Origin of the sequence: Mesorhizobium sp. M1334 (assembly GCF_040317995.1) — a bacterium.
In the GTDB taxonomy this organism is placed as follows: Bacteria; Pseudomonadota; Alphaproteobacteria; order Rhizobiales; family Rhizobiaceae; genus Mesorhizobium.
Genome location: NZ_JAMYLM010000003.1, coordinates 410245 through 436284, shown reverse-complemented (window position 1 = coordinate 436284; position 26040 = coordinate 410245). Strand labels below are relative to the sequence as shown.

The 26040-nt window shown below is 63.6% G+C and carries 11 protein-coding genes; 8 read left to right on the top strand and 3 right to left on the bottom strand.

Annotated elements, in window-relative coordinates:
• Positions 1-40: 40 nt before the first annotated feature.
• Complete coding sequence (locus NKH17_RS09095) at positions 41-5521, bottom strand: alpha-2-macroglobulin family protein (protein ID WP_352899955.1); 5481 nt, start codon at positions 5519-5521, stop codon at positions 41-43.
• Positions 5522-5794: 273 nt separating this feature from the next.
• On the opposite strand from NKH17_RS09095, the gene NKH17_RS09090 reads away from it, so the two are divergent.
• The 6 genes from NKH17_RS09090 (at position 5795) to NKH17_RS09065 (ending at position 20629) form a co-directional block, all read left to right on the top strand.
• Positions 5795-7723, top strand: coding sequence for an autotransporter assembly complex protein TamA (locus NKH17_RS09090; RefSeq protein ID WP_352644813.1), 1929 nt, complete (start codon positions 5795-5797; stop codon positions 7721-7723).
• The gene (locus NKH17_RS09085; RefSeq protein WP_352970598.1) at positions 7723-13773 is read left to right on the top strand and encodes a translocation/assembly module TamB domain-containing protein; all 6051 of its coding nucleotides are present in this window, start codon (positions 7723-7725) and stop codon (positions 13771-13773) included. The genes NKH17_RS09090 and NKH17_RS09085 overlap by 1 nt, the downstream gene beginning before the upstream one ends.
• Positions 13774-14034: 261 nt before the next feature.
• The gene (locus NKH17_RS09080) at positions 14035-15687 is read left to right on the top strand and encodes an ABC transporter substrate-binding protein (RefSeq protein ID WP_352475427.1); all 1653 of its coding nucleotides are present in this window, start codon (positions 14035-14037) and stop codon (positions 15685-15687) included.
• 218 nt (positions 15688-15905) lie between these two features.
• Positions 15906-16940: an ABC transporter permease gene (locus NKH17_RS09075; RefSeq protein WP_352475426.1), complete on the top strand. Its 1035-nt coding sequence runs from the start codon at positions 15906-15908 to the stop codon at positions 16938-16940.
• A gap of 12 nt (positions 16941-16952) precedes the next feature.
• Positions 16953-18110: an ABC transporter permease gene (locus NKH17_RS09070; RefSeq protein ID WP_352475425.1), complete on the top strand. Its 1158-nt coding sequence runs from the start codon at positions 16953-16955 to the stop codon at positions 18108-18110.
• Between the two features lie 95 nt (positions 18111-18205).
• Positions 18206-20629 carry a dipeptide ABC transporter ATP-binding protein gene (locus NKH17_RS09065; RefSeq protein WP_352475424.1) on the top strand — a complete coding sequence of 808 codons (2424 nt, stop codon included), beginning with the start codon at positions 18206-18208 and terminating at the stop codon, positions 20627-20629.
• Positions 20630-20643: 14 nt separating this feature from the next.
• On the opposite strand, the gene NKH17_RS09060 is transcribed toward NKH17_RS09065, so the two are convergent.
• Complete coding sequence (locus tag NKH17_RS09060) at positions 20644-21234, bottom strand: transglycosylase SLT domain-containing protein (protein ID WP_352475423.1); 591 nt, start codon at positions 21232-21234, stop codon at positions 20644-20646.
• A gap of 217 nt (positions 21235-21451) precedes the next feature.
• Between NKH17_RS09060 and NKH17_RS09055 the strand changes: the two genes are divergently transcribed.
• Complete coding sequence (locus NKH17_RS09055; protein ID WP_352475422.1) at positions 21452-22990, top strand: trimethylamine methyltransferase family protein; 1539 nt, start codon at positions 21452-21454, stop codon at positions 22988-22990.
• A gap of 74 nt (positions 22991-23064) precedes the next feature.
• The gene (locus tag NKH17_RS09050) at positions 23065-25506 is read left to right on the top strand and encodes a GcvT family protein (RefSeq protein WP_352807346.1); all 2442 of its coding nucleotides are present in this window, start codon (positions 23065-23067) and stop codon (positions 25504-25506) included.
• A 105-nt stretch (positions 25507-25611) separates the two neighbouring features.
• Here NKH17_RS09050 and NKH17_RS09045 read toward each other — a convergent pair whose 3' ends face one another.
• Complete coding sequence (locus NKH17_RS09045) at positions 25612-26004, bottom strand: DoxX family protein (RefSeq protein WP_352703416.1); 393 nt, start codon at positions 26002-26004, stop codon at positions 25612-25614.
• Positions 26005-26040: the final 36 nt, after the last annotated feature.

The following is a 26040-nucleotide window of genomic DNA, read 5'->3' as shown; positions in this document are numbered from 1 at the left end:
GGGCAGCGCCATCGCCATATTCCTATCGGCCTTTTTTGCCTTACGGCGCCTTGACCTCCATCATGCCGGTGGCGGTGCGGGCCGAATATTGCGGCCGGTACATGTCCTCGATCGTTGCCGCCGGGTGGGCATAGGTGCCCGGCGTCACCGCGCGCACGACGTAGGCGAGCGTGATGTTGCGGTCGCCGTCGCCGTCGTTGGGATTGAACGCCGCGACGAAACGGTCGTCGCGGAATTCCAGATGGGCGGCATCGGTCTGAGCCAGCCAGGAGAAGTTCGTCAACTGAGCGCTGGAGACCAGGCCCGGATTGTCGATCTCGAAGCCGGCCGGCAAGAGGTCGGTGATCAGCAGCCGCGAAGGCCAGGTGTTCTGCTCGTAAACCTTGAGCACGACGACATAGCGTTCGTTCTGCTTGACCTCCGTCACGTTGGCCTCTGTGCCATCGAGCTTGTAGTAGGTACGGCTGATGGTAAAGCCGTTGCCGCCGGCCGGCAGAGGCTGGATCGGCGAGGCCACAGTGGTGACGACCGCCTGCAGCGGATTTCTGCCGGTATTAACGATGGTCAGCGGACTGTCGGCCAGGTCGCCACCGGCGATCTGGTCCGAATAGCCGCCGGCATGCGGTGCGCCGTTGACGGTCAGCGCGATCGAATCATTGCCGGCCTTCAACGCCCGGGCCGCCAGCAGCATCCAGGACTCATCCTGTGTGCTGGTCCACCTGGCGTCGGCGCGTTCCCTGGTCACCAACTGGATCAGCGCCGGCACGATGGTCGGAACCGGCTTGCTTTCCGCGGCAAGCGCCAGGATCGCCGCGCCGTCACGCAGCGGCGAGCCATAGTCGGATCGGTAATAGTCATATTCGGGTGTCGACTTGGCCAGTTGCAGCGCGGCCTGGAAGGTCGCCTCCGAGCGCTGCGTGTCACCGTAGAGCGCGAGAGACGCCGCCAGCTGGGCGACAGCCATCGGGCTGGTAAAGGCCTCGAGCTGGGTGTCGGCATAATAACGCAGATCGCCGACCGAGGCCTTCTTGTTGCGGGCAAGCACATAGAGCGCGTAGGCGATCTCGCTGCCGCGATCCTGGACGTCCTGATCGTAGCCGATCGCGTTCTGCAGATTGCTCAGCGCCTGGTTCATCGCCAAGGCCGGCACGTCATATTTCTGCTCGCGCGCCCGGGTCAGGAAATCGGTGACATAGGCGTCGAGCCACAGATCGCCGGAACCCGGACCCCACAGGCCGAAGCTGCCGGCCGATGCCTGGTAGCTCAGCACCTTGTAGATGGCGTCCTGGACGCGGCCATGCAGATCGGGGTCGCTGGCCATGCCGATGCCGGAAGCCATGTCGTTGACGTAGAGAAGCGGCATGGCGCGGCTGGTGGTCTGTTCGGCGCAACCATAGGGATAGCGGTCGAGCGTCATCAGCAGCGACGGCACGTCGAAGGCAGCCGCCTGCGAAACGCCGACGCTGACCGAAGCGCCATCGAGCAGGCTTGCCGCCAGCAGTTCCTTGTCGACGCGCAGCGCGCCGCCATTGCCCTTGAGGTCGACGACCATGCGGGTGGTCACCGGCAGTTGCGCCGGGCGCACCGGCATATAGAGCGTCTGCTCGACGGCGGTGCCGTCGGCATGCGCAAGCCTGATGGTGATCGAGGCGTTGCCTGCGGTCTGCGCAATCAACGGCACGGTTAGTGTCTGCCGCTTGCCTTTGGCGAGCGTCAGCTTTTCAGGCAAGGCGGCATTGCCGGTTGACAGGTCGCCTGTCGTGTTGACGGTCAGCTTGTAGTCGCCTGCGGGGCCGTCGGTGTCGGCGACGTCGAGCCGCATGACGGCGGAATCGCCGGGCGCCAGGAAGCGCGGCAGGCCGGCGGTGATTACCACCGGATCACGCACGATGACGTCGGACTGGGCATGGCCGACCGCTTCCTTGGTCCAGGCGACGGTCATGACGCGCACGGTGCCGTTGAACTGCGGAATGTCGAAGTCGATCCGCGCCTTGCCGTCGGCGTCGAGCTGGACCGGGCCGGAGAAGAAGGCGACCAGCTTTTCGGTCGGCGGACTGCCTTGCGATTGCATGTTGGCGCCGTCGCCGCCGGTGCGCAGCTTACCCGTTGTGCCCAGCGAGCCGTCGATCAGCCGGCCATAGATGTCGCGAACCTCGAGACCAAGCATGCGCTGCCCGAAGAACCAGTTCTCCGGATCCGGTACCTTGTAGTTGGTCAGGTTGAGGATGCCGACGTCGACGGCCGCGACCATGACATAGGCGTTGGTGCCGGGCCGCACGCCGGCAACGGCGACCGGGATCGACAGCTGCTGGCGCGGCATGGTCTTGTCCGGCGTCGCCAAGCTGACGGCAAGCTTCCGCGAGCCGGGATCGAGCTTCAGCCATTTGACCCCGATGGCGCGCGCCGGCATGCGTGTCTCTTGCGCATCGCCCGGCCTGAATAGCGTTGCCGTGACGTAGGCGCCGGCACCCCAGTCGTCGCCGACTGGGATGTCGACAGTGCTGCCGCCGGCCGGCACGCTGGCGGTGACGGTCTTCAGGAGCTTGTCGGCGCCGATGGTGACGAGCAGCTCGCCGGCAAAGTGCGGCGACACTTTGAGCTTGGCCACTTCACCCGCCGCATAGGTATCCTTGTCGAGGGCGATCTCGAGGCCGTCGGGCGTTTCGGTGGTGGTGGAACTGACATACCAGCCGGCGTCGAACTCGTAGCTGGTGGCCGGGCCTTCTGGATCCGCTGTCTCGATCTCGAGCCGGTAGCGGCCCCAGTCGACCGGCAGCGACACCGTAGCCTCGCCATCGGCGCTCAGGTCGACCTGGCCGTTGGCCACCGCCTTGGTGAAGGTGACCGGCTCATAGTTCCAGGAGTTGCTCGAGCGATACCACTGGTAGCTCCGCTCGACCTTGACCAGCGACCACTGTGCGCCCTTCAGCGCCTCACGCTTGCCGTCTGGGTCGACGGCGATCAGGCTGAACTTGGCCGTGCCGCCTTGCGGCACCTCGTCTCCGTCGAAATCCGGGCGGATGCCGATCATGTGGCCCTGCGGGCGGATGCCGATATTCAGCGAGCGCTCGACGGCACGGCCGCCGGTTTCACGCATCCTGACAGTGATCTTGGCATCGACCAGCTTGGTGGTGGATGGCAATTGATCGACGGAGACCGGGAAGGTCGCCTTGCCGTCCTCGCCGACCACCGGCAGGCCGGTGAAGGGCGTCACTGTCGGTTCAGCCGACTGTTCGTCGGCCAGACCGAAGGAATAGCCTTTGAAGCGGTCCCAATCGCGGGCGGTCGACAGCGTCAATTCGCCTTCGAGCGCGAGGCCCGCGGCCGGCGCGCCGTAGAGAAAGCGGCCGTCGACGGTAATGTTGGCGGTCTCGCCCTGGGCGATCTCCTGCTTGTCGGAGGACAGGTCGAACTCGATGCGGTCCGGTACGAAGTCCTCGACCAGGAACATCTGGCTGGCGACCGCCGCCTGCTTGGGATCGGTATGGATCGCCACCGTCCAGGTGCCGCGCATGGCGTTGGGTTCCAGCGGCAGGTCGACCGCGTGACCGCCGGCCGACGCACCGTCGCTGACGATGCGGCGGTCCTCGACGCCGTCGGGCCGCGAGAAGATGAAGGTCAGCGGCAGGTTCTCGACCGCCCTGGCGGCACTATCGCGGGCAAGCGCCGCGACATGGACATCTTCGCCGGCGCGGTAGATGCCGCGCTCCGTCCAGGCATAGACGTCGAGCGCGCCAGGTGCCGGCCGTCCGGCGACGCCACGGTCGGACAGGTCGAAGCCGGCGCGGCCCATATCGAGGAAGACGAAATCGTCGTCGCCCTGTTTGGCCATCAGCACGGCCGGCGCCATGCCGCTGTCGCCGCGCGTCAGGCCGGGATTGAACACCGCCCGCCCTTCCGCGTCAGTGGTCGCGGTGCCGAGGACTTCATTGTTCCTGGCCAGCAGCGTCAGCTCGGCGCCGGCAATCGGCTTGGCGGTTGCGAGCGAACGCGCAAAGACGTTCAGTCCATCCTGTCCGGTATAGGTCGACAGGCCGATATCGGAGACGACGAACCATTGCGTGGCGTGCGAATCATAGTCATCGCTGCGATCGTCGACGGCTTGTGCGGTCAGCACATAGACGCCGGGCTTGCGCTTCGGCAACGCCTCGTCGATTGGGAAGGAGGTGGTGACTTCCTTGTTGAGGTCGTTGGCGATGTCGAGCTGGCCTTGCCAGACCGGCTCGCCCATCTGTTCGGAGATGTTCGAAATGTCGTAGCCGTCAAGCTGGCGCAGGAACTGATATCCCGACAGAAGCTGGGCCAGCGAGCGGTCGCCGATGCGGAAGAGCTTCATTTCGGCGGCATTCATGTTGACCGTGACGACCGGTATGCCGCGGCGTGCGCCGGCGGGCAGCACGAAGCTGTCGCCGGTGAAGCGGGCCGAAGGCGCGCGGTCCTGCACGTAGATCGACAGAACCACCGGTGCCGCGGTGACCTCGCCAATGGCGGCCGGCAGGCCGGCGCGGAAGGTCACGTCATAATGTTGGCCGTGCTCGAGCCCTTCGACGCAGATCTGCTTGTCCTTGGCTTCGACGCCCTTGGGAGCGGCGTTGTCGACAGTAACGAACTGCGAGTAGTCGACACCGGTCTTGACCAGCTCCTCGGAGAACTGAGCGCAGATGCGTGGCGCGCTGGTGTCGGCATCGACCGTATGATCGATGACGCGGAAGCCCTTGCGGGCCTTGAGATCCTGGTAGGCGGCCCTGACTGCCGGCGAATTGACGAGAGCGAGGCTCGCCTCGTAGGCCTGCAGGGCCGGCCTGTAGAGATCGCGGCGATCAAGGCCGTCCCCGAGCAGCGCCAGGACGTCGGCGCGCGTCTTGGTGGTGCGCAGCAATTTGTAGGCATTGAAGGCGGCGGAAGTGGCGTTCGCCGGCAGCGTCGACGGCTCCGAACTGTTGGCAGTCGGATGAACGGCAAGCGTTTCGCGCGCCAGCTCGAGCCAGAGTTGGCCATCATCAGGCAACACCGAAACCGCCGCCTCGTATTTGTGCATGGCCGAGCGATGATCGCCCGTCAGCGCCGACTGTTCGGCGGCGGCCCTCAGCGCCGTCAGCCCCTCGGTCGGCTTGGTGTAGGTCGGGCCAGTGAGCTTGTTGCGGTATTGCTGGGCCTGGTCTGCCATCCAGTTCGGGAAGAAGGCCAGTTCGGGTGGCGCGCCGATGTCGGGATCGCCATCGATGTTGACGACCTTGCCGGCGACGGCGCCGCTGAAGGGTTTCAACGAGTTGTAATCGGATTTAAGGAAGCACCATTTGGCCTTGAGATTGTAGGTGAAGGCGCGGCAGGCCGGGTCGCCGAGGCAGGTGGTCTTGCACTGGTCGAGGCTGACATTCTGGTCGGATCTGAGATCGAAACCAAAATAGTCGGAATTGTCCGATGTCACCACCCGCCGGGCTTCGGCGGCTTGCGCGACACCGCTCCAGGCAAAAAAGAGAAGGAAAAGAATCGATAGACCACGAGCCGCGCGCATTGCCATAAACCCCTCCAGACAAGTGCTGACGTCCAGAAATCTTCAAGCTTCAGTCGCGCTTGTCAACATCAGGACGCGGCAGGATCCGCCTGCCAACGGTTTGCTTTCCGGCCGATGACCGGTAGTAGCTCCATAGGACAGGGGATCACGCTTTCTTGCGGCGACGCAGAAGGTGTGAGTTCCAAGCCCTGTCTATTTCAGCAATTGGATTGTGGCCCCTTTACGAGTGCTTCAGAACTTCATTCCAATTTTAGGTTTGCGAGCTAGGCTAGGAGCGTAATGCCGGCGTATGAAAGGCAGATGTCGGGAGGAACCGCGCCACGGCGCGCGCTTTCGCGCGCCCTGCTTTTCGCCTTGCTGTGCTCGGCGGCACTTATTGTCGAGACCGGAAATGCGGCAGCCTTCGAGATTTTCGGCATCAAGCTATGGGGATCGTCGAAGGACGAAGATGCCGAGATCGTCGACCCGCTGCGCTATGCCGTGACGATCGAGACGCCCGACGCCGACAAGGATCTCGCCGAGAAGCTCGAAAACGCCTCGGCGCTGAAAGCCGACGAGGAACACCCGGTATCAGGTTCGCTGGGTCTTTTGGCCAAGGCGCGCAGCGACCGTGAGCAACTTGTCGCCGCGCTCTACGCGGACGCGCGCTACGAGGGTGTCGTCACCATCACCATTCAAGGCAAGCCGCTCGACGATCTGCCGCCCGATGCCGAGTTTTCCGGCCCGCAGCCGATTCCGGTGGTGATAAGCATAGCGGCCGGGCCGAAATTCACGCTTGGCAACATCAGACTGAAAGGCGATGCAGCGGGGCTGGCAAGTGCCGATTTCGGTCTGATCGCCGGCGGTGACGCCAGTTCGGGCGCCGTGCTCAAGGCCGAGGCGGCGATCGTGCGGGCACTCAAGCAAGAAGGCAGGCCGCTGGCCAAGGTGACGGGCCGCGAGATCGTCGCGGAGCACGCCGGTTCGACGCTCGACGTGACGCTCACCGTCGCGGCCGGCCCGGTCGCCGGCTATGGCGACACCACTGTCGAGGGCACCGAAAAGGTCGACCGCGACTTCACCGAATATATGACCGGCCTGAAGCGTGGCCGCCAGTATTCGCCCGATGAGATCGACGATGCACGCGACCGGCTGCTCGGCCTCGAGGTCTTCAACAGCGTGACGGTGAAGGAAGCCGACGCCCTCGACGCCGAGGGCAACGTCCCGATCGGTGTCCAGGTCAGCGAACGCAAGCCGCGCTATTTCGGCATTGGCGGCAGCTTCTCAAACACCGAAGGGCTGGGCCTCGAAGGCTATTGGGGGCATCGCAATCTGTTTGGCCGCGCCGAAAAGCTGCGCATCGACGGCAAGATCAGCGGCATCGGCAGCAACGACTTGACCCAGCTCAATTACAATGCCGGCGTCATGTTCGAAAAGCCGGGCGTGGTCGGGCCGGCGTCGAAATTCATTGCCAGCGTCAATGCTGTGCTGGAGCACCCCGACGCCTATGACCATTTCTCGGTCAAGGGCAGTACCGGCCTATCCTACGAACTCGACAAGAAGCAGACGGTTTCCGCGCAAGTCGCGCTGGATTATTCGAGGATCCACGACGCTTTCGGCAAACACACCTATCTGATCGCCAGCATTCCACTGCAATATGTCTACGACAATCGCGACAGCAAGCTCAATCCGACCCGGGGCTTCAGGGTGCTGGCCTATGCCGAGCCGAGCTACGACATTTTGAGCGGGGCTGCCTTCGTCAAGCTGAAGGGCGAGGGGTCGGCCTACCAGTCGCTCGATTCGGCCTCGAAATTCGTTTTCGCCGAACGTGCCGCCATCGGCTCTATCATCGGCGCCAGTCTTCAAGATGTTCCGGCAGATCGACGCTTCTACTCAGGCGGCGGCGGTTCGGTGCGCGGCTATGCCTATCAAGGCATCGGCCCGAAGGACAGCAATGGAGAGCCGATCGGCGGGCTTTCCTTCTTCGAGACCTCGGTCGAGATGCGCATCGCCGTCACCGACAAGATCGGCGTCGTGCCGTTCGTCGATGCCGGCACGGTGTCGACGAGGCAGGTTCCCGATTTTTCGGACATGAAGGTCGGCGCGGGTGTAGGCTTGCGCTATCTGACGGCGTTCGGGCCGCTGCGCATCGACGCGGCAGTGCCGCTCAACCGCGGCCCCGACGATCCTCATTTCGGCATTTATGCCGGCATCGGCCAGGCATTCTGATGGCAATATTCAGGCGCATCCTTCGTATCCTTTTCTACACGCTGCTCATCGGCGTGGCAGCGGCGGTGGGGGCGCTCGTCGTGCTGACCAAAACCGAGCGCGGCCGCGAAAACCTTGCCGGCATCATCTCGACCATGGCCTCGACCGGTGATCGCAAGGTCACTGTCGTCGGCATCGACGGTATCTGGTCGGGCGCGCTGAGGGTCGATCATGTCGTTCTGGAGGATCGCGAAGGCGCCTGGATGGTGGCGCGCAAGGTGGCCGTCGATTGGTCGCCGCTGGCACTTCTGTCGAAGAGCTTCAGCGCCGATCGCATTGGGGCCGAGCGTATCGAGCTGGCAAGGCTGCCGGTGGCCAATACACAGCCGCGCCAAAGCGGGGCGACCACGCTGCCGGTTTCCATCGATGTCAAGCAGCTCGACCTTCCCGAAATCGCACTCGGGCAGGCTCTGGCCGGCAGCGGTGTTGCCGAGCTCGCAGCCAAGGGAGCGCTCAAGGCGGATGCCTCGCCGTTGGCGATCGAGACCAACCTCAACATCGTTCGCCATGACGGCAAGCAAGGCACGGTCGACGCCAAAGCCCAATTCGCGCCGGCCGACAACAAGCTCGACCTCGACTTGAGGGCATCCGAGCCGGCCGGCGGCATCATCGCCAACCTGCTCAAGCTGCCGGGCGCGCCGCCGGTCGAGATTGTCGTTTCCGGCACCGGACCGCTCGCCAACTGGAATGGCATCGGGACCTTTGTCGTCGATCGCCGGATCGTCACCCAGCTTACCGGTCGTCATCAGCTCACGGACAAGGGTCATTATGTCGAGGCCAAGGGTGACGGCGAGTTCGAGCGCTTCCTGCCCGAAAATCTGAAGCCGCTGTTTGCCGGCAAGACCAGCTTCGACCTCGCCGGCACAGCGACCGCGGCCGGCGGCGTCGACGTGGAGCGCGCCAATATCGACAGCGATGCCGTGCACGCGACGGCCGCCGGCACTGTCGATCCGAACGGTGCCAGCGATCTTTCCGTTAAGCTCGCCGCAAAGGGGCCGCCGATCGTGCTTAGTCTCGGCAGCGAGGCGCAGCCGATAACCGTGGCGATCAAGGACGCCACGGCCCGCGCTTTCGGCGATGGCAAGGCGCCGATGGTCGATATCGGCGCGTCGCTGGTCTCGGTGGTGGCGGGCGGCACGCGGGTGGACGACCTGATCGGGCAAGTGCATTCGGATGGTTTCGACATCCAGAACCGTAGCGGGCCTGTCACCATCAAGCTGACGGCGGCCGGCCTGAACACCGACGTTGCGACGTTGGCGCCGCTGATAACGGGCAGGGTCAGCGCCGGTCTCGCCGGCTCCGTCAGCAAGGACCAGGTCGTCGTCGACCAAGGCACGCTGCGCAGCGACGCGCTCAATGCGTCCGTAACGGCCACCGTGGTGCTGGCCGATCTGTCGATGACGCTCAAGATGAATGCCGACGCGGCTTCGACGGCGCTGCCGCCGCAGGTCAGTTCGGTTCTCGGCCAACGCGTGCAGTTTTCCGCGACCGCGACCCGCGACCCGGACGGTGCGTTTGCCGCCAATGCATTGCAGCTCACCTCTGGCACGCTCAACGCCAGCGGCACCGCCAGCGCGCAGGGCACCGATATCCGAGCCGATATCAAAGGAACGGTCGGCGACGTGTCGGTGCTGTCGCCGCTGGTTGGCGCGAAGGTCGGCGGCGCAGTCGATTTCGCGCTGACCGCAAGCGGTGCGCGCACCGCGCCGGACTTCTCGGTTTCGGCCAGCAGCGACAGCCTGACGGCGTCCGGCCATGCGGTAAAGCAGATCAAGCTGAGCGCGCGCGGCAAGGCCGATATCGCCAGTCCCGCCGCCGATGTCTCGCTGACCGGCTCGGTCGACGACCAGCCGCTCGACCTCAAGGCATCGCTGGTCACAACCGACGGCAAGCGCTCCATCAATGGACTTGCCGTCTCGCTGGCCGACAACAAGGTCTCCGGCGACCTCGGGCTCGACGACAACCTGCTGCCGCTCGGCACGTTGGCCCTCGATGCCGCCGATATTGCCCCGCTGGCCAGACTTGCCGGCCAAATGCTAGCCGGCGACGTGCGTGGCACGATCCGCTTCGCCAACGACAATGGAGCACCGACGGTCGCGATCGATGCGACGAGCACCGCGATTTCGCGCGGCGAACTGGCGGCCAAGACAATCGCCGTCAACGCGCTGGTCGCCAATTATCTCAAAGCCCCGGCGATCGCCGGCAAGGTCAAGGCCGACACGATCACCTCGGGAACCACGGTGATCAGCGGCATCGATGTCGACTTGAAGCGCGACGGCGACTGGACCGGCTTTAGCGGCGCCGCCACGGTCGCCGGCATTCCGGCCAGCGCGGCCGGGCGGGTCAGGATCGCGAACGGCATCACCAGCATCGAGCTTGCCTCGGGCGAGGCAATCATCCGCGGCATCAAGGCAGCGATCGCACAGCCGTCGGCGCTGACAATCGCCAATGGCATCGTGAGCATAGAGAACCTGGCGCTCGGTGTCGGCGGCGGTTCGGTTGCCGTGTCGGGTACGGCTGGCCAGACGCTCGATCTCGCTGCCACCTTGTCGGCGGTGCCGGCAGCGCTTGCCAATGATTTCTCACCGGGTCTCGATGCCGTGGGCGCGCTCAGCGGCACCGCGCAGGTCACGGGATCGTCGGCTGCCCCCGACATCCGTTTTAAGGCACGGCTCAGCGGCGCCGAAACCAACCAGACCCGGCGGGCCGGGCTCGGGCCGCTCGATCTCGATGCGGCAGGCCGCTTCTCGTCGGTCAGCGGCCTGGCCATCGAGCAGGCGACGCTTGCCGGCGAGAAAATCTCCGGCAAGGCAGCCGGCACCATCAATCCGAACGGCGCCAGCGATTTCTCGCTCGACCTCGCCTCGACCGGTCCGAGCCTGCCGCTGTCGCTTGGCAGCAAGGCAAGCCCGATCAAGCTCGAGCTGCAGGCGATATCGCTCAAGGCGGCCGGGCAGGGCACGCAGCCGAAGCTCGACATCTCCGCGACGCTGCCATCGGCGGCCACCAATCTAGCTAGGATCGAGGGCATCACGCTGGCGCTGCACTCCGATCGCTTCGACGTGAAAGCCCGGACCGGGCCGATCGCCGGCACCGTGACCGCCGAAAAAATCGGCCTCGACAATCCGACCGTCGCACCGCTGATCGCCGGCCAGGTCACTGCCAAACTCGCCGGCAGCCTTGCCGCCGACGCTGTCATCATCGATAGCGGCACCGTGACCAGCGACGCGTTGAACAGCGGCTTCAACGGGCGGGTCTCGCTGGCCGACGGCGCCATCGATCTAAATCTCAAGGCGGATGCCGCGTCGGCGGCGATGCCGGCGGCGGTACGTGGCGTGCTCGCCGAGCGAACACAACTCAGTGCCGCGCTGAAGCGAGACGCCAACGGCAATGTCACCGCCAACGCCGTCAGGCTGTCGTCCGGTGCGCTGACCGCGGACGGGCAGGCGAGCCTTGCCGACAACAAGCTCAGCGCCGACGTCAAAGGCGCGCTGGACGACGTCTCGCTGGTATCCAAGGACGCCAAAGGCGCCATCTCTTTCGCGCTGAATGCGCAAGGCGCCAGTACCGCGCCGGATCTGTCGCTGACTGTCAACAGCGACAGGCTTTCGGTGGTGGCGCGCGAGATCACTGGCCTGAAGCTCACTGCCACAGGCAAGGCTGATGCCGCCAACCCGGCTGCGAATGTGCAACTCACCGGAAACGTCGCGGGGCAATCGCTGCAGGGCAGCGCCGTGCTGGCGACATCCGACGGCAAACGCGCCATCAACGGGCTTTTGCTGTCGCTGGGCAAGAACCGTATTTCCGGCGACCTGGCGCTTGACGATGCCTTCGTCCCGGTCGGCACGGTGGCACTCGACCTGCCCGATATCGGTCCGCTTGCTGCCCTGGCACTGGAAAAGGCCGATGGCGATGTGCGCGGCACGATCGCCTTCTCCAAGTCGGGCGCCGTGCCGCAGGTCGCCGTCAAGGCGATGACGGGCTCGATCTCGCGCGGCGATGTCTCGGCCAAGGCCGTGACCATCGATGCGCTGATCGCCAACTATCTGGCGGCACCAGTGATCTCGGGAAAAATCCGTGCCGACAGCGTGACCTCCGGCGGCACGGTTATCCGTGGCGTCGACGTCGATCTGAAGCGCGACGGCGAATGGACCGGTTTTTCCGGTGGCGCCACCGTCAAGGATATTCCGCTGAAAGCCGGTGGGCGGGTCAAGGCGGTCAAGGGCACGACGACGGTCGAACTTGCCTCCGGCGAGGCGACCATCCGCGGCATCAAGGCGGCTATCGCCCAGGCCTCGACCATCAACATCGCCAATGGAGTGCCCAGCCTCGACAGGCTGGTGCTCAACCTCGGCGGCGGCACGGCGACGGTCACGGGCAAAGCTGGGCAGGCGCTCGACCTCAACGCGACGCTGGCCCGCGTCCCGATCTCGATAGCCAACAGTTTTTCGCCGGGCCTCGATGCCGCCGGTTCCATCTCGGGCACGGTGAAGGTGACGGGTGCGCCGGCCAATCCGGCCGTTGCCTTCAAGATCGATGCAGCAGGCGTTCAGACGTCGCAGACCCGCGGTGCAGGCTTCGGCGCCATGGGCGTTTCATCCTCAGGTACGTATTCGGGCAACAGACTGACCTTCGACGCCAACATGAGCGATGCCGCCGGCCTCGGTCTCAAGGGCGGCGGCACGATGACGACATCAGGCGCGCCCACGCTTGATCTCAACTTTTCCGGCAAGGTGCCGTTCGCCTTCCTCACCAGGACACTCGCCGCGCAAGGCTTGTCCTTGAGCGGCACGGCCGACGTCGATATACAGGTACGCGGCCCGGCAACGTCGCCGGTGATCTCAGGCACGGTCCGCACGTCAGGCGCCCGCCTGCTCGACGCGCGTTCGGGGCTTGCGATCAACGACATCACTGCCGATGTCGCCGTCGGTGGCGGCGTGGCAAGGATCAATCGACTGACCGGCACGCTGTCGACGCGCGGCAGCCTTTCGGCCAGCGGCACCGTCGGCATCGATCCGGCTAAGGGTTTTCCGGCCGATCTGTCGATCAAGCTCGTCGACGGCCGCTATACCGACGGCAAGGTGGTCACCGCCAATCTTGGCGGCGACCTGACCGTCAAGGGACCACTCACCTCCGCGCCGGTGATTTCCGGTACCGTCAACCTGGCCAAGACCGTCATCACCGTACCCGAAAAACTGCCCGGCTCGCTGGCCGAGCTCAACGTCAAGCACAAGAATGCGCCCGCCGCCGTGCGTGCGCAGGACAAGGCGTTGCGCCCGGCCGCTGCAAGCAGCGGTGGCGGCGGCAGCGGCCTCATTCTCGACGTCACGGTCAATGCGCCGAGCCAGATCTTCATCCAGGGCAGGGGCGTCGACGCCGAATTCGGCGGGTCGCTGCGGCTGACCGGCCCGGCATCGTCACCCCAGGCGGTCGGCACCTTCACCTTGCGGCGCGGGCGGCTGACGATCCTTGCCAAGCGGCTGACCTTCACCGAAGGCACGGTCGGCTTTTCCGGCTCTCTGGTGCCCTACCTCAATCTCACGGCGCAATCGAAGACGACCAGCGCCACCGTGACCATCGTGGTGTCGGGCGAGGCGACCAACCCGAAATTCACCTTCTCCTCGGTACCGGCGCTCCCGGAGGACGAGGTGCTGGCGCAGCTGATCTTCGGCCGTTCGATGTCGAACCTGTCGCCGCTGCAGATCGCTCAGCTTGCCGAGGCTGCCGGACAACTGGCCGGCGTCGGCGGCTCGACCTCCCTGCTGCAGAACCTGCGCAGCGCGATCGGCATCGACGATCTCGACGTGATCACCGACGAAGAGGGCGGCACCGCCGTCTCGGCGGGCAAGTATCTCAACGACCGCACCTACGTGACGATCCAGAAGGGCGACAGGCCGGGCTCGGGCAAGGCAACCGTCGATCTCGACGTTGGGCGCGGCGTCAAGCTGCGTGGCGAGGCAACCGACGCCGGCGAAGCCAAAGGCGGTGTTTTCTACGAACGCGAATATTGAAACCGGGCGTTCGCGCAGAACAACTGGTTGCCCGAAGAACGAGCGGCGCAGCAGCGAATGTCCCGGTTTAATTGCCCGTGGAGATTTCGGACGAAATCCCTGGCGCAGTAGCAAATTTGCGCCAAGACTGTCGCTATCGCGCGAACCGGCCTGCTTTCAAAGTTGCACATTCCTTGGCATGTTCCCAATCCGTGCCGTCTTTGACATCATGGCGCGGATGCGGAATGTTAAAAGGCAGAAAGCCAACAATGGGAGTTAGTCATGACGATCTACAAGAGTAACGGCGACCGCGTTCCCGATCACATCCTGGCCATGGCCGAAGACGCCAAGGCAGGCAAGATGGATCGTCGCGAATTTCTGGCTCTCGCCAGCGTCTTCGGCGCCTCGACGGCGATGGCCTATGGCATGCTTGGCCTTGCAGACCCGACGCCGGCCAAGGCGGAAGAGGTCCAGGGCAAGAAAGGCGGCGTGTTGAAGGTCGCGCAATGGATCAAGGATCCGAAGGATCCGCGCAAGTCCGACTGGTCGGAAATCGCCAATGCCGAGCGCCAGGCGCTCGAGCCGCTGGTCAAATATACCACCGAATACACATTCCGCCCCTATCTGCTGGAGAGCTGGGACGTGAATGACGACGCTACCGAATACACGCTGCATGTGCGCAAAGGCGTCACCTGGAACAACGGCGATCCGTTCACCGCAGACGACGTCATCTTCAACCTCAAGCGTTGGGCCGACAAGAAGGCCGAAGGCAATTCCATGCCGGGTCGCCTCGGTTCGCTGGTCAAGGACGACAAGCTGGATGAGAGCGCGGTGACCAAGGTCGACGACCACACGATCAAGCTGACGCTCAGCAAGCCGGATATCGCGCTCATTCCCAACGTGTGCGACTATCCCGGCCTCATCGTCCACAAGACGTTCGATGAAAAAGGCGGCGACTTCAAGTCCTGCCCGATCGGCACTGGGCCGTTCGAGCTGGTCTCCTACGATGTCGGCCAGAAAGTGGTCTACAAGCGCCGCGAAGACAACAAATGGTGGGATGGTGACGTCTTCCTCGACGGCATCGAGTTCATCGACTACGGCACCGATCCGGCGGCCATGGTCAGCGCCTTCGAAGCAGGCGAGGTGCACACCAACTTCGAGACGTCGGCCGACTATGTGTCGATCCTCGACGGCATGGACCTGGTGAAGTCGGAGATCGTCACCGCCTCGACGATCGTCTGCCGCACCAATGTGACCAACAAGCCTTACGGCGACCAGAAGGTTCGCAACGCCCTGCAGCTCGCGGTCGACAACAATGTCGTCCTCCAGCTCGGCTACGGCAATGCCGGCACGGTTGCCGAAAACCACCATGTCGCCCCGATCCATCCGGAATACTACGAACTGCCGAAGATTGCTCGCGACCCGGCCAAGGCGAAGGCGCTGATGGCGGAAGCCGGCCAGGCCGATTTCGAGCACGAGCTGATCACGGTCGACGAGGACTGGCACAAGAATACAGGCGATGCGATCGCCGCGCAGATGCGCGACGCCGGCATCAAGGTGAAGCGTACGGTGCTGCCGGGTTCGACCTTCTGGAACGACTGGACGAAGTATCCGCTGTCGATGACCAACTGGAACATGCGGCCGCTCGGCGTCCAGGTTCTGGCGATCGGCTATCGCACAGGTGAAGCCTGGAACGAGACGGCCTGGTCGAATCCGGAGTGGGATGCCAAGCTCAATGCTGCGCTCGCAGTCGCCGACGCCGCCAAGCGCAAGGAAATGATGAAGGATATCGAGCAGATCCTGCAGGATTCCGGCATTATCATCCAGCCTTATTGGCGCAAGCTCTACAGCCATTCGGTCAAGGCGGTGCAGAACTACAAGATGCACCCGACCTTCGAGCGCGACTATGGCAAGGTCTGGCTCGAGCAGGCCTGACCGGACGATCCGGAAAGGGGCGTCTCGCCCCTTTCCGTCGCTCTTTGCATGATCCATGGACCGGAAGTCGGCGCAGCAAAAAGTTGCGGACTCTTCGGCCGGGGTCTGCAATAAAAAGGGTATTGCATCTGGGACTGGTCTGAAGGCTTGTTCTGCCGCTGGTGGCAGGGCGGCTTGCAAACCGGTCCAACCCCCAACCCGACCGGCAGGGGACCGCCATGCTTTCTTTCGTTATCAGGCGTCTCGGCACCATGGCATTGACGATGCTGTGCCTGACGATGATCGTCTTCTTCCTGGTCAATCTCGGGCCCAATCTGAAGAAGCTGGCGATCAGCCAGACCGAAATGCACACATCCGCCGAGCAGCTTGAGGCCTGGCTGGTCAACCATGGCTATCGGCAGAATTTCTTTGTCCGCTACGGCCAATGGCTGGGCATCATGCCAAAGCAGCCGGTGACCGACCCGGCGACCGGCAAGCCCGCACAGCGTTTCTCCTTCTGCAACGATCCGGTCGTGCCGACATTCTCCGGCATCCTGCAAGGCGATTTCGGTTGCTCGACGAAGTTCAAGACGACGGTCGCTTCGAAACTCTTCCCGGCGCTCAGCGCCACCGGCATCCTGATGCTCTGCGTGCTGGCCGTGATGGTGCCGGTCTCGCTTTTGATCGGCATTCTCGCCGGCATGCGCGAGGGCTCACGCACCGACCGTACATTGTCGGTGGCTTCGATCGCCTCGACGGCGACGCCCGAATACGTTTCGGGCGTCATCTTCACCGTGATCTTCGCCTCCTGGCTCGGCGTGCTGAACGGTTCGGCGGCCTCGGCCAGCCAGGGCATCACCTTCTACAATTTCACCTTGCCGGTGATGACGCTGGCGATCTACGGCATCGGCTACATCGCCCGCATGACCCGCGCCTCGATGGTGGAGGTGATGACACAGCAATATATCCGAACCGCTCGGCTGAAGGGCCTCTCCTTCGGCAGCGTGGTGATAAAGCACGCTCTGCGCAACGCGCTGATCGCACCGTTCACAGTCATCATGCTGCAGTTTCCCTGGCTGCTCACCGGTGTCGTTATCGTCGAGGTGATGTTCCGCTACCAGGGTTTCGGCTACACGCTGGTCGAGGCCGCCGGGAACAACGACATCGATCTTCTGCTCGGCTGCTCATTGGTCTCGGTGTTTATCGTCCTGATCACACAGCTCATCTCCGATGTCGGCTACGCGTTCCTCAATCCGCGCATCAGAGTTCAATAGGAGACCGGGCGGATGCAGGTCGAATATCTCAGCGCCCTCAACGTCGTACTCGGCGTGCTTGCCCGCTTCTGGCCGGTCTGGATCGCTCTTGCCCTGGTGATGGGAGCGAGCTTCGGCTACAAGAAGAAACTAGGCCTTTACGGCCAGCTTTTCGACAGCGGCGTCGGCATTGTCGGCGTCGGCATCTGCCTGTTCTGGCTGTTTACGGCGATCTTCGCGTCGACCATCTCGCCCTTCGATCCGCTTGCCCAGGTGCCGATCATGAAGGACGCGCTGCCGGGCGCGATCGAGCCGGCGTCGAAACTTATATACTATTTCGGCGGCGACAAGCTCGCCCGCGACGTGTTCTCCCGCATGGTCTATGGCAGCCAGATCGTGCTGATCATCGCGCCGGCGGCGACCGGTTTTGCGCTGATGGTCGGTATTACGCTCGGCCTGCCGGCCGGCTATTATGGCGGCAGGATCGATACGGTGCTGTCCTTCCTCGCAAACCTTGTGCTGGCCTTCCCGGTGATCTTGCTGTTCTACCTACTGGTGACGCCGGGCATCATGGACACGCCGATCCCCTACGCGATGGCAGGGCTGTTCTTCCTGTTTCCGATCATCTTCTTCAGTGTGCTGTTCTGGACGCGCTACAAGAACCGTCCCGACCGCCTCTATATCCTGCTTGGCCTGACGTTGGTACTTGGCGGCTGGATCTATGCCGGCCTTGTCTTCGATGCCGATCCGTTCAAGATCATCCACATCGATCCCAACCAGCTCAACATCTTCGTGGCGGTGGTGTTCGCCTCCAGCCCGGGCGTGTTCCGCATCGTGCGCGGCCTGGTCATGGACATCAAAACGCGTGACTATGTTGCGGCGGCGCAGACGCGCGGTGAATCGCCCTGGTACATCATGCTGTGGGAGATATTGCCCAATGCGCGCGGGCCGCTGATCGTCGACGCCTGCCTGCGCATCGGCTACACTACGATCCTGCTCGGCACGCTCGGCTATTTCGGGCTGGGACTGGCGCCGGAAAGCCCGGACTGGGGCACGGCGATCAAGGATGCAAGCCGGCTGCTGCGCTCCTTCATCCACCCGGCGCTGCCGCCGACGATCGCGTTGATGTCGTTCGTGCTCGGCCTCAACCTCCTGGCGGATTCGCTGCGCGAACAGTCTATGAAAGATTGATGCCGGGAAAGATTGATGCCGGGAAAGATTGACGGCGGGAAGACCGAGGCCGGGTTCGGCCCGACGTGCCTGAAGAACAAGGATTGGAGCGACCCATGAATGAGGCAGTTCGAAATCCCGCCAAGCCGACCAATGGGCCGACCAATGAGCCGATCATCGAGATCGAGAACCTGTCGATCTCCTTCTTCACCCGTAAGGGCGAGATCCCGGCGGTCATGGATTTTTCGTGCACCGTCATGCCCGGCGAGGCAATGGGCATCGTCGGCGAATCCGGTTGCGGCAAGTCGACCGTGTCGCTCGGCATCATGCGCGACCTCTCCAACATCGGAAAGATCGTCGGCGGAAAGATCAAGTTCCAGGGCAAGGACATGGGAGAACTGTCCGACGAGGAACTGCGCGCCATCCGCGGCAACAAGATCGCGATGATCTACCAGGAGCCGATGGCCAGTCTGAACCCGGCAATGAAGGTCGGCCAGCAGCTGATGGAAGTGCCACTGATCCACGACAAGGTGTCGAAGGACGAAGCTTATAAACGCGCCTTGGAAATGGTGCGCGCGGTGAAGCTGCCGGATCCCGAACGCATGATGCGTTCCTATCCGCACCAGCTTTCGGGCGGCCAGCAGCAGCGCATCGTTATTGCCATGGCGCTGCTGTCGAAGCCGGCGCTGCTCCTGCTCGACGAGCCGACGACAGCGCTCGACGTGACGGTGGAAGCCGGCATCGTCGACCTGGTCAAGGGGCTGGGCGAGAAGTTCGGCACCTCGATGATCTTCGTGTCGCACAATCTCGGGCTGATCCTGGAGACCTGCGACCGCATTACGGTGATGTATTCGGGCGAAGCGGTGGAGACCGGCAAGATCAAGGACGTCTTCGACCGGATGCGCCATCCGTACACGCAAGGCCTGTTCCGCTCGATCCCGCTGCCCGGCGCCGACAAGAATTCGCGGCCGCTGATCTCGATCCCGGGGCAGTTGCCGCTGCCGCACGAGCGGCCGAAGGGCTGCAATTTCGGCCCGCGCTGCCACCATTTCGTCGAGGGCGTCTGCAACGCCGCCGAAATTCCGATGATCGCGGTCGAAGGCCATGACGGGCATTTCTCGCGCTGCGTGCGCTTCAACGAGATCGACTGGGAGGCGCTGCCGCCCGGCGCCAAGAAGGTCAACGAGCGGGTGGTGCCCGGTGCGCCGGTGCTCCAGATCGAAGACCTCAGGAAGTATTACAAGGTCGGCGGCAGCGAAGTGTTCGGCTCGAGCGAGGGCCGCGTCGTCAAGGCCAACGAGACGATCTCGTTCATGGCCCGCGAATCCGAGACCGTCGCTATCGTCGGCGAATCCGGCTGCGGAAAATCGACCCTGGCCAAGGTGCTGCTCGGCCTCGAAACGGCGAGCTCCGGCCGCGTTAAGCTCGGCAACAAGGAGATCCAGTCGACCGGGATCGAGAAGCGCAGCGTCGACACGGTGTCATCGATCCAGATGGTGTTCCAAAATCCGTTCGACACGCTCAATCCGAGCCATTCGGTCGGTTCGCAGATCATCCGTACGCTGGAAAAGTTCAATGTCGGCAACACGGTGGCCGACCGCCGCAAGCGGATGCTGGAATTGCTCGACCTGGTGAAGCTGCCAAGGGCGTTCGAGTCGCGCAAGCCGCGCCAGCTTTCAGGCGGTCAGAAACAGCGCATCGGCGTGGCGCGGGCTTTTGCAGGCGACGCCAAGGTGGTGGTGGCCGACGAGCCGGTCTCGGCATTGGATGTGTCAGTGCAAGCGGCGGTGACCGAGCTGCTGATGGATATCCAGCGCAAGAACAAGACGACGATGCTGTTCATCAGCCACGATCTGTCGGTGGTGCGCTACATCGCCGACCGCGTCGTCGTCATGTATCTCGGCTATATCGTCGAGCAAGGCACGACCGACCAGATCTTTTCGCCGCCCTATCACCCCTACACGGAGGCGCTGCTGTCGGCGATCCCGATCGCCGACACCAGCGTGGTGAAGAGGCACATCGTGCTTGAAGGCGACATTCCGTCGGCGATGAACCCGCCCTCGGGCTGTCCGTTCCAGACGCGCTGCGGCTATAAGAAGCTGGTGCCGGACAATCTTTGCGAAACCAAGGTGCCGCCGGTCAAACATCTCGGCGACGGCCATATGAGCCTGTGCTGGTTGGCCGACGACGTGCTGGCGAAAATGGAGCCGGTGATCAAATTCGACAAGGAGCACGCGGCGAATGAGGGCGTGCCGGACGATGCGCCGCACGGTACTGGTCCGGGCTTTGCCGGCGATCCGCCCAAGCGTCCACACGGCAAGACCGGCAGCGCGGAAGCCGATGCCGAGGGCCAGGCAGCGGAGAATGGAGAAGCGGTCGCCAAAGCCCGCCGTCACGAGGTCCGCGACGAGGTTTCAGAGACCGGCGGCATCTCAAGCTCTGACGACAGCGCGGTGGCACCAATCATGCCGCCGACTGTCGGCGACGGCCGCCAGGCCGAGGACGCCACGCGCAAGCCGCGCAAACCCAAGGGCGGCTGAGAGCCGTTGGTAGGCTAGCGCGCGCATTGCCGTAGCTGCGCGGCGTAGTCCTGCGCCATCTGTTCGGTGGCGTGCGCATAGCGCTGCACGTCGGCGTCGCCGCGACTGCCGCGCTTGTAGGCATTCCAGCCGAGATAGTAGGCGAGATACAGATTGTATGTGTCGTTGCGGGCGACGCCGAGCGTGTCGGCGGTCTTGGAATGATACCAGCCGACAAAATCGACGGCATCGGCAAACCTGGTGCGGCGCGCTGCCCAGCTGCCGGTCTCGTTCTGGTATTGCGCCCAGGTCCCGTCGAGCGCCTGCGAGAAGCCGGTGGCGCTAGAGATATGTTTCCAGGGAATGAAGCCCAGCAGCTTGGTGCGCGGCGGCCTGGCATTGCTCTTGAAGCCGGACTCCTTGCGCACCGTCGCCATCAGCACGGGGACCGGCACACCGTACTTCTGCTCGGTGCGTTGTGCCGCCGCCTGCCAATTGTCGAACCAGCCGTCATTCTGGTCGAAAACGGCGCACACATCGTTGATGTGGTTCGGCGGCGTCGCGCAGGCCGAAAGCGTCAGCGGCACGGCAATCGCTACAATTTTACCAAAACTCGACCTACGCATTGGAAGAGCATTAGGCCGAAAACATAAAAGGAATCTTGCTGTCTTCCTTAACGGCTCATCGGCCGCTTTGCCAACACTGAGCGGGTATAAACATTCCGACGTTTGCTGTCGCTTTTACCGACGTGAAATTCCCACAATGGCGCCTTGGCTAAAATCACGCCCGCAGGTGGCGGATTCTTGACAGCCCGATGCTCATGCCGGCGCTTTGATGCGCCGCATGAGCGAACCAAGACGCAAGCGCGGCGCCGAGCGAACCAGCAACAGGGGACCGACCGCCATCCCACAACTGCCGCACAGGCGGGTGACAAACCCTTATCCGCCGATGGCGATGCTCTCGGCCGACCAGATCGAGGCGATACATGAAGCCTCTATGCATATTTTGGAGAATTTCGGCATCGAGGTGATGAGCCAGCGGGCCCTGTGGCTATTCGAGAAGGCCGGGGCCAAGGTCGATCATGCCTCGATGAACGTCCGCATCGATCGTGGCATGATCGACAAAGCGCTGAAGACGACACAGTCCAGCTATACGCTTACGCCGCGCAATCCCGCCCATGCCGTCCACCTCGGCGGCAATACCATCAACTTCACGCTTGTCGCCGGGCCGCCGAATGTGCACGACATGGAGCGCGGCCGCCGTGCCGGCAATTTGCGCGATTATTCCGATCTCGTCCGTCTGGCGCAGCATTTCAACTGCATCCACATGCTCGGCAACCAGGTCTGCGCGCCGGTGGAGCTGCCGGCGAATTCCCGTCACCTCGACACCTATTTCGCCAATCTGACACTGACCGACAAAAGCTTTCACGTCTCGGCCATCGGCCGCGGCAGGGCGCTCGACGGCATCGAAATGATGGCAATCGCGCGCGGACTGACGGTTGACGAGATGCGGGACGATCCCGGCGTCACCACGATCATTTCGGTCAACTCGCCGCGCCGCTTGGACGAGATGATGGCCGAGGGACTGATGACCATGGCCGAATTCGGCCAGTCGGTGGCGGTGACGCCGTTCACGCTGATGGGAGCGATGAGCCCGGTGACGCTTGCCGGGGCGCTCGCCCAGCAGAATGCCGAGGCGCTGTTCGGGGTGGTGCTGACGCAGCTCGTCCGCCCCGGCGCGCCGGTGATGTATGGCGCCTTCACCTCCAATGTCGACATGAAGTCGGGTGCACCGGCCTTCGGTACGCCTGAAAACACCAAGGCGAATATAGCGTCCGGACAGTTGGCGCGGCGCTACAAGTTGCCTTACCGCACGACGCCGGGCTCGGCTTCCAATGCCGCCGACGCGCAAGGCGCCTATGAGACGCTGATGGCGCTGTGGGGCGCGGTGCTCGGCCACGGCAACCTGATTTACCACGCCGCCGGCTGGCAGGAGGGCGGGCTGACTGCGTCGTTCGAAAAGTTCATCATCGACGTCGAGATGATCCAGCACATGATGGAGTTTTTGCGCCCAATCGAAGTCAACGAGGCCGAGCTCGCCGTCGAAGCTCTGGGTGCGGTGCCGACCGGCGGCCACTTCTTCGGCGAGCCGCACACGTTGGAACGCTACGCCACGGCCTTCTACCAGCCTATGCTGTCCAACTGGCAGAATTTCGAGGCTTGGCAGGAAGCTGGTGGGCTAGACGCCACGGCGCGAGCGACAAGGCTGTGGAAGAAGGCGCTGGAGGACTATGTCGAGCCGGTGATGGAAATCTCCAGGCGCGAGGCGCTGGACGCGTACCTGGTCAAGCGCAAGGAAGCGATCGGGGCGGGCGAGCCCTAAGCGCCACTGTTCTCGGATTTCTTCTCCTTCAGAATCATAAAACCCATCCAACTCTTTGAAATAACGAGAATCCTATGAAATCACATGCAAAGGTCGTGGTTGTCGGCGGTGGCGTTGTCGGGTGCTCCGTGCTGTTCCATCTCGCCCGCCATGGCTGGACCGACGTCGTTCTATTGGAGCGCGACGAGCTGACCTCCGGCTCGACCTGGCACGCGGCCGGCGGAATGCACACGATCAATGGCGATCCCAACGTCGCCAAACTGCAGAAATACACGATCTCGCTCTACAAGGAGATCGAGGAACTGTCGGGGCAGGCGACCGGCGTGCATTTGACTGGCGGCGTCTTGCTGGCCGCGACGGAGGCGCGGCTCGACTGGTTGCGCGGCGTCGTCGCCAAGGGCCGCTATCTCGGCATCGAGCTCGAGGAGATATCGCCTGATGAGGCTGCCGAGCTGATGCCGTTGCTCGACCCCAAGCAGTTCGTCGGCGCGGTCCGCAACAAGGAGGACGGTCATCTCGATCCGTCGGGCGTGACCCACGCCTATGCCAAGGCCGCGCGCAAGCTCGGTGCCGAGGTCGAGCGTTTCACCAAGGTCGAGGACATCGTGCGGCGCGCCGACGGGCTGTGGCGCGTCATTACCAACAAGGGCGAGGTGGTGACCGAGCATGTGGTCAACGCGGGCGGCCTGTGGGCGCGCGAGGTCGGCCGCATGGTCGGGCTGGAGCTGCCGGTGCTGGCGATGGAGCACATGTACCTGATCACCGAGGACATGCCGGAAGTCGCCGCCTGGAACCAGAAGACCGGTACGGAGATCATCCATGCAGTCGATTTCGACGGCGAGCTGTATCTGCGCCAGGAGCGCGGCGGCATGCTCATGGGCACTTACGAAAAGGCCAACAAGCCATGGTCCGAGTTCCAGACGCCATGGAATTTCGGCCACGAACTGCTCGAACCCGACATCGACCGCATCGCACCGTCGCTGGAGGTCGGCTTCCGGCATTTCCCGGCGTTCCAGAACACCGGCATCAAGCAGATCATCAACGGACCCTTCACCTTCGCGCCGGACGGCAATCCGCTGGTCGGGCCGGTGCGCGGCCTGCCGGGGTTCTGGGTGGCCTGTGGTGTCATGGCGGGGTTCTCGCAGGGCGGCGGCGTCGGGCTGGCGCTGTCGAACTGGATGATCGAAGGCGATCCCGGCGCGGATATCTGGGCGATGGACGTTTCGCGCTACGGCGACTGGGCCACAATGGCCTACACCAACGCCAAGGTGCGCGAAAACTATTCGCGGCGGTTTTCGATCCGCTTCCCAAACGAGGAATTACCGGCCGGCCGGCCCCTCAAGACGACACCGGTCTACGATCTGTTGTCGGCGAAGGGCTCGCAATGGGGCGTCGCCTTCGGGCTGGAGGTGCCGCTGTGGTATGCGCCCGAAGGCGTCAAGGACGAATTCTCCTGGCGCCGCTCGACTGATTTCGAGCATGTCGCGAAAGAAGTGGAGACGGTTCGGCAACGCGTTGGTCTGTCGGAAATCTCGTCATTCGCCAAATACAAAGTAACCGGCGAGGGCGCTGCAGCCTGGCTCGACCGCTTGCTGGCCTGCAAGCTGCCAAGGCCCAGACGCATGACGCTAGCGCCGATGCTGAAGGAAGACGGCAGGCTGATCGGTGATTTCACGCTGGCCAATCTCGGCGGTCCAAATTGTGCAAGTAAGGATTGGTTCCTGGCCGGCAGCGGTGTCGCCGAGCAGTACCACATGCGCTGGTTCGAAGCGCATCTGCCGAAGGACGGCTCTGTCAGCATCGAGGCGCTGGGAGCAAAACTCACCGGCTTATCGATCGCCGGGCCGAGCGCGCGGAAGCTTCTTGAAAAGGTCACACGATCTGACGTGTCGAATACGGCCTTTCCATTCACGGCCATCAGCAGGATGGATATCGGCATGGCGCCGTGCCTGGTCGGGCGCGTCAGCTACACCGGCGACCTCGGCTACGAAATCTGGGTGGCGCCGGAATATCAGCGTGCTGCCTATCAGGCGCTGATGGCGGCGGGCGAGGAATTCAGCATCGGCCTGTTCGGCTCGCGCGCCCTCAATGCGCTGCGGCTCGAGAAGAATTACGGCTCATGGGCGCGCGAATACCGGCCGATCTATGGGCCGCTGGAGGCCGGCCTCGACCGCTTCGTCGCCTACGGCAAGCAGGCCGATTTCATCGGCAAGCAGGCGGCGCTTGCCGAGCGCAAGCAAGGCGGCAGACTGCGGCTGCGGGCCTTTGTCGTCGATGCTGCCGATGCCGACGTCATCGGCGACGAGCCAATCTGGTATGGCGGTGCCGTGCGCGGCTGGGTCACGTCGGGTGGCTACGCGCATCATTCAAAAAAGTCCGTCGCCATCGGCTATGTGCCGAAAGAGATTGCCGACGAAGCCTACGGTTTCGAGATTGAGCTTCTGGGCAAACGCCACGCCGCGCGCATGCAGCCGACCCCACTGTTCGACGCGAATTTCGAACGGATGAGAGGATGAGGAACCGGTTCGCACAGCGAATTCGCCGTGCCGGTGGCACGGCGAAAGGTTCCGAACGCCGGGGAGCTGCCGGAGGCAGCGGGCCCACGGCCGGGAGACGGTCAATTACGAAACCCGGCGGTTGTCCAGCGCCAGGGCGCCGGCGCCGGCGAACACCAGATAGAGGAAGATGAAGCAGAACGATATTGCCGCATCGCCGCCGTTGTTGACCGGGAAGAAGTCGCGCGGCATGTGCGCCATGAAATAGGCGATCGCCATCTCGCCGCTGAGAAGGAATGCCACCGGCCTGGTGAAAAGCCCCAATACCAGCAGGATGCCGCCGGCGAATTCCAGGATGGCCGCAGTCAGCGACAGCCCGCTCAGGGTGCCGGCATGGTCGCCGACAGGGAAATTGAAAAGTTTCTGAGTGCCGTGCTCGATGAACTGCAGCGCTGTCATGATGCGCAAGGCGGCAAGAGCGAACGGTTGATATCCGGCCAGGCCTTCGAAAAGCTTCATCTACGACTCCATTTTCACCTCGCCCGGCCATAGGTC

What these genes read in the sequence shown, in the direction of transcription:
- NKH17_RS09075 (WP_352475426.1), top strand. Translation starts at nt 15,906, where the DNA reads ATGCTTTCTTTCGTTATCAGGCGTCTCGGCACCATGGCATTGACGATG.
- NKH17_RS09080 (WP_352475427.1), top strand. Translation starts at nt 14,035, where the DNA reads ATGACGATCTACAAGAGTAACGGCGACCGCGTTCCCGATCACATCCTG.
- NKH17_RS09065 (WP_352475424.1), top strand. Translation starts at nt 18,206, where the DNA reads ATGAATGAGGCAGTTCGAAATCCCGCCAAGCCGACCAATGGGCCGACC.
- NKH17_RS09090 (WP_352644813.1), top strand. Translation starts at nt 5,795, where the DNA reads ATGCCGGCGTATGAAAGGCAGATGTCGGGAGGAACCGCGCCACGGCGC.
- NKH17_RS09055 (WP_352475422.1), top strand. Translation starts at nt 21,452, where the DNA reads ATGAGCGAACCAAGACGCAAGCGCGGCGCCGAGCGAACCAGCAACAGG.
- NKH17_RS09045 (WP_352703416.1), bottom strand. Translation starts at nt 26,004, where the DNA reads ATGAAGCTTTTCGAAGGCCTGGCCGGATATCAACCGTTCGCTCTTGCC.
- NKH17_RS09070 (WP_352475425.1), top strand. Translation starts at nt 16,953, where the DNA reads ATGCAGGTCGAATATCTCAGCGCCCTCAACGTCGTACTCGGCGTGCTT.
- NKH17_RS09085 (WP_352970598.1), top strand. Translation starts at nt 7,723, where the DNA reads ATGGCAATATTCAGGCGCATCCTTCGTATCCTTTTCTACACGCTGCTC.
- NKH17_RS09060 (WP_352475423.1), bottom strand. Translation starts at nt 21,234, where the DNA reads ATGCGTAGGTCGAGTTTTGGTAAAATTGTAGCGATTGCCGTGCCGCTG.
- NKH17_RS09050 (WP_352807346.1), top strand. Translation starts at nt 23,065, where the DNA reads ATGAAATCACATGCAAAGGTCGTGGTTGTCGGCGGTGGCGTTGTCGGG.
- NKH17_RS09095 (WP_352899955.1), bottom strand. Translation starts at nt 5,521, where the DNA reads ATGGCAATGCGCGCGGCTCGTGGTCTATCGATTCTTTTCCTTCTCTTT.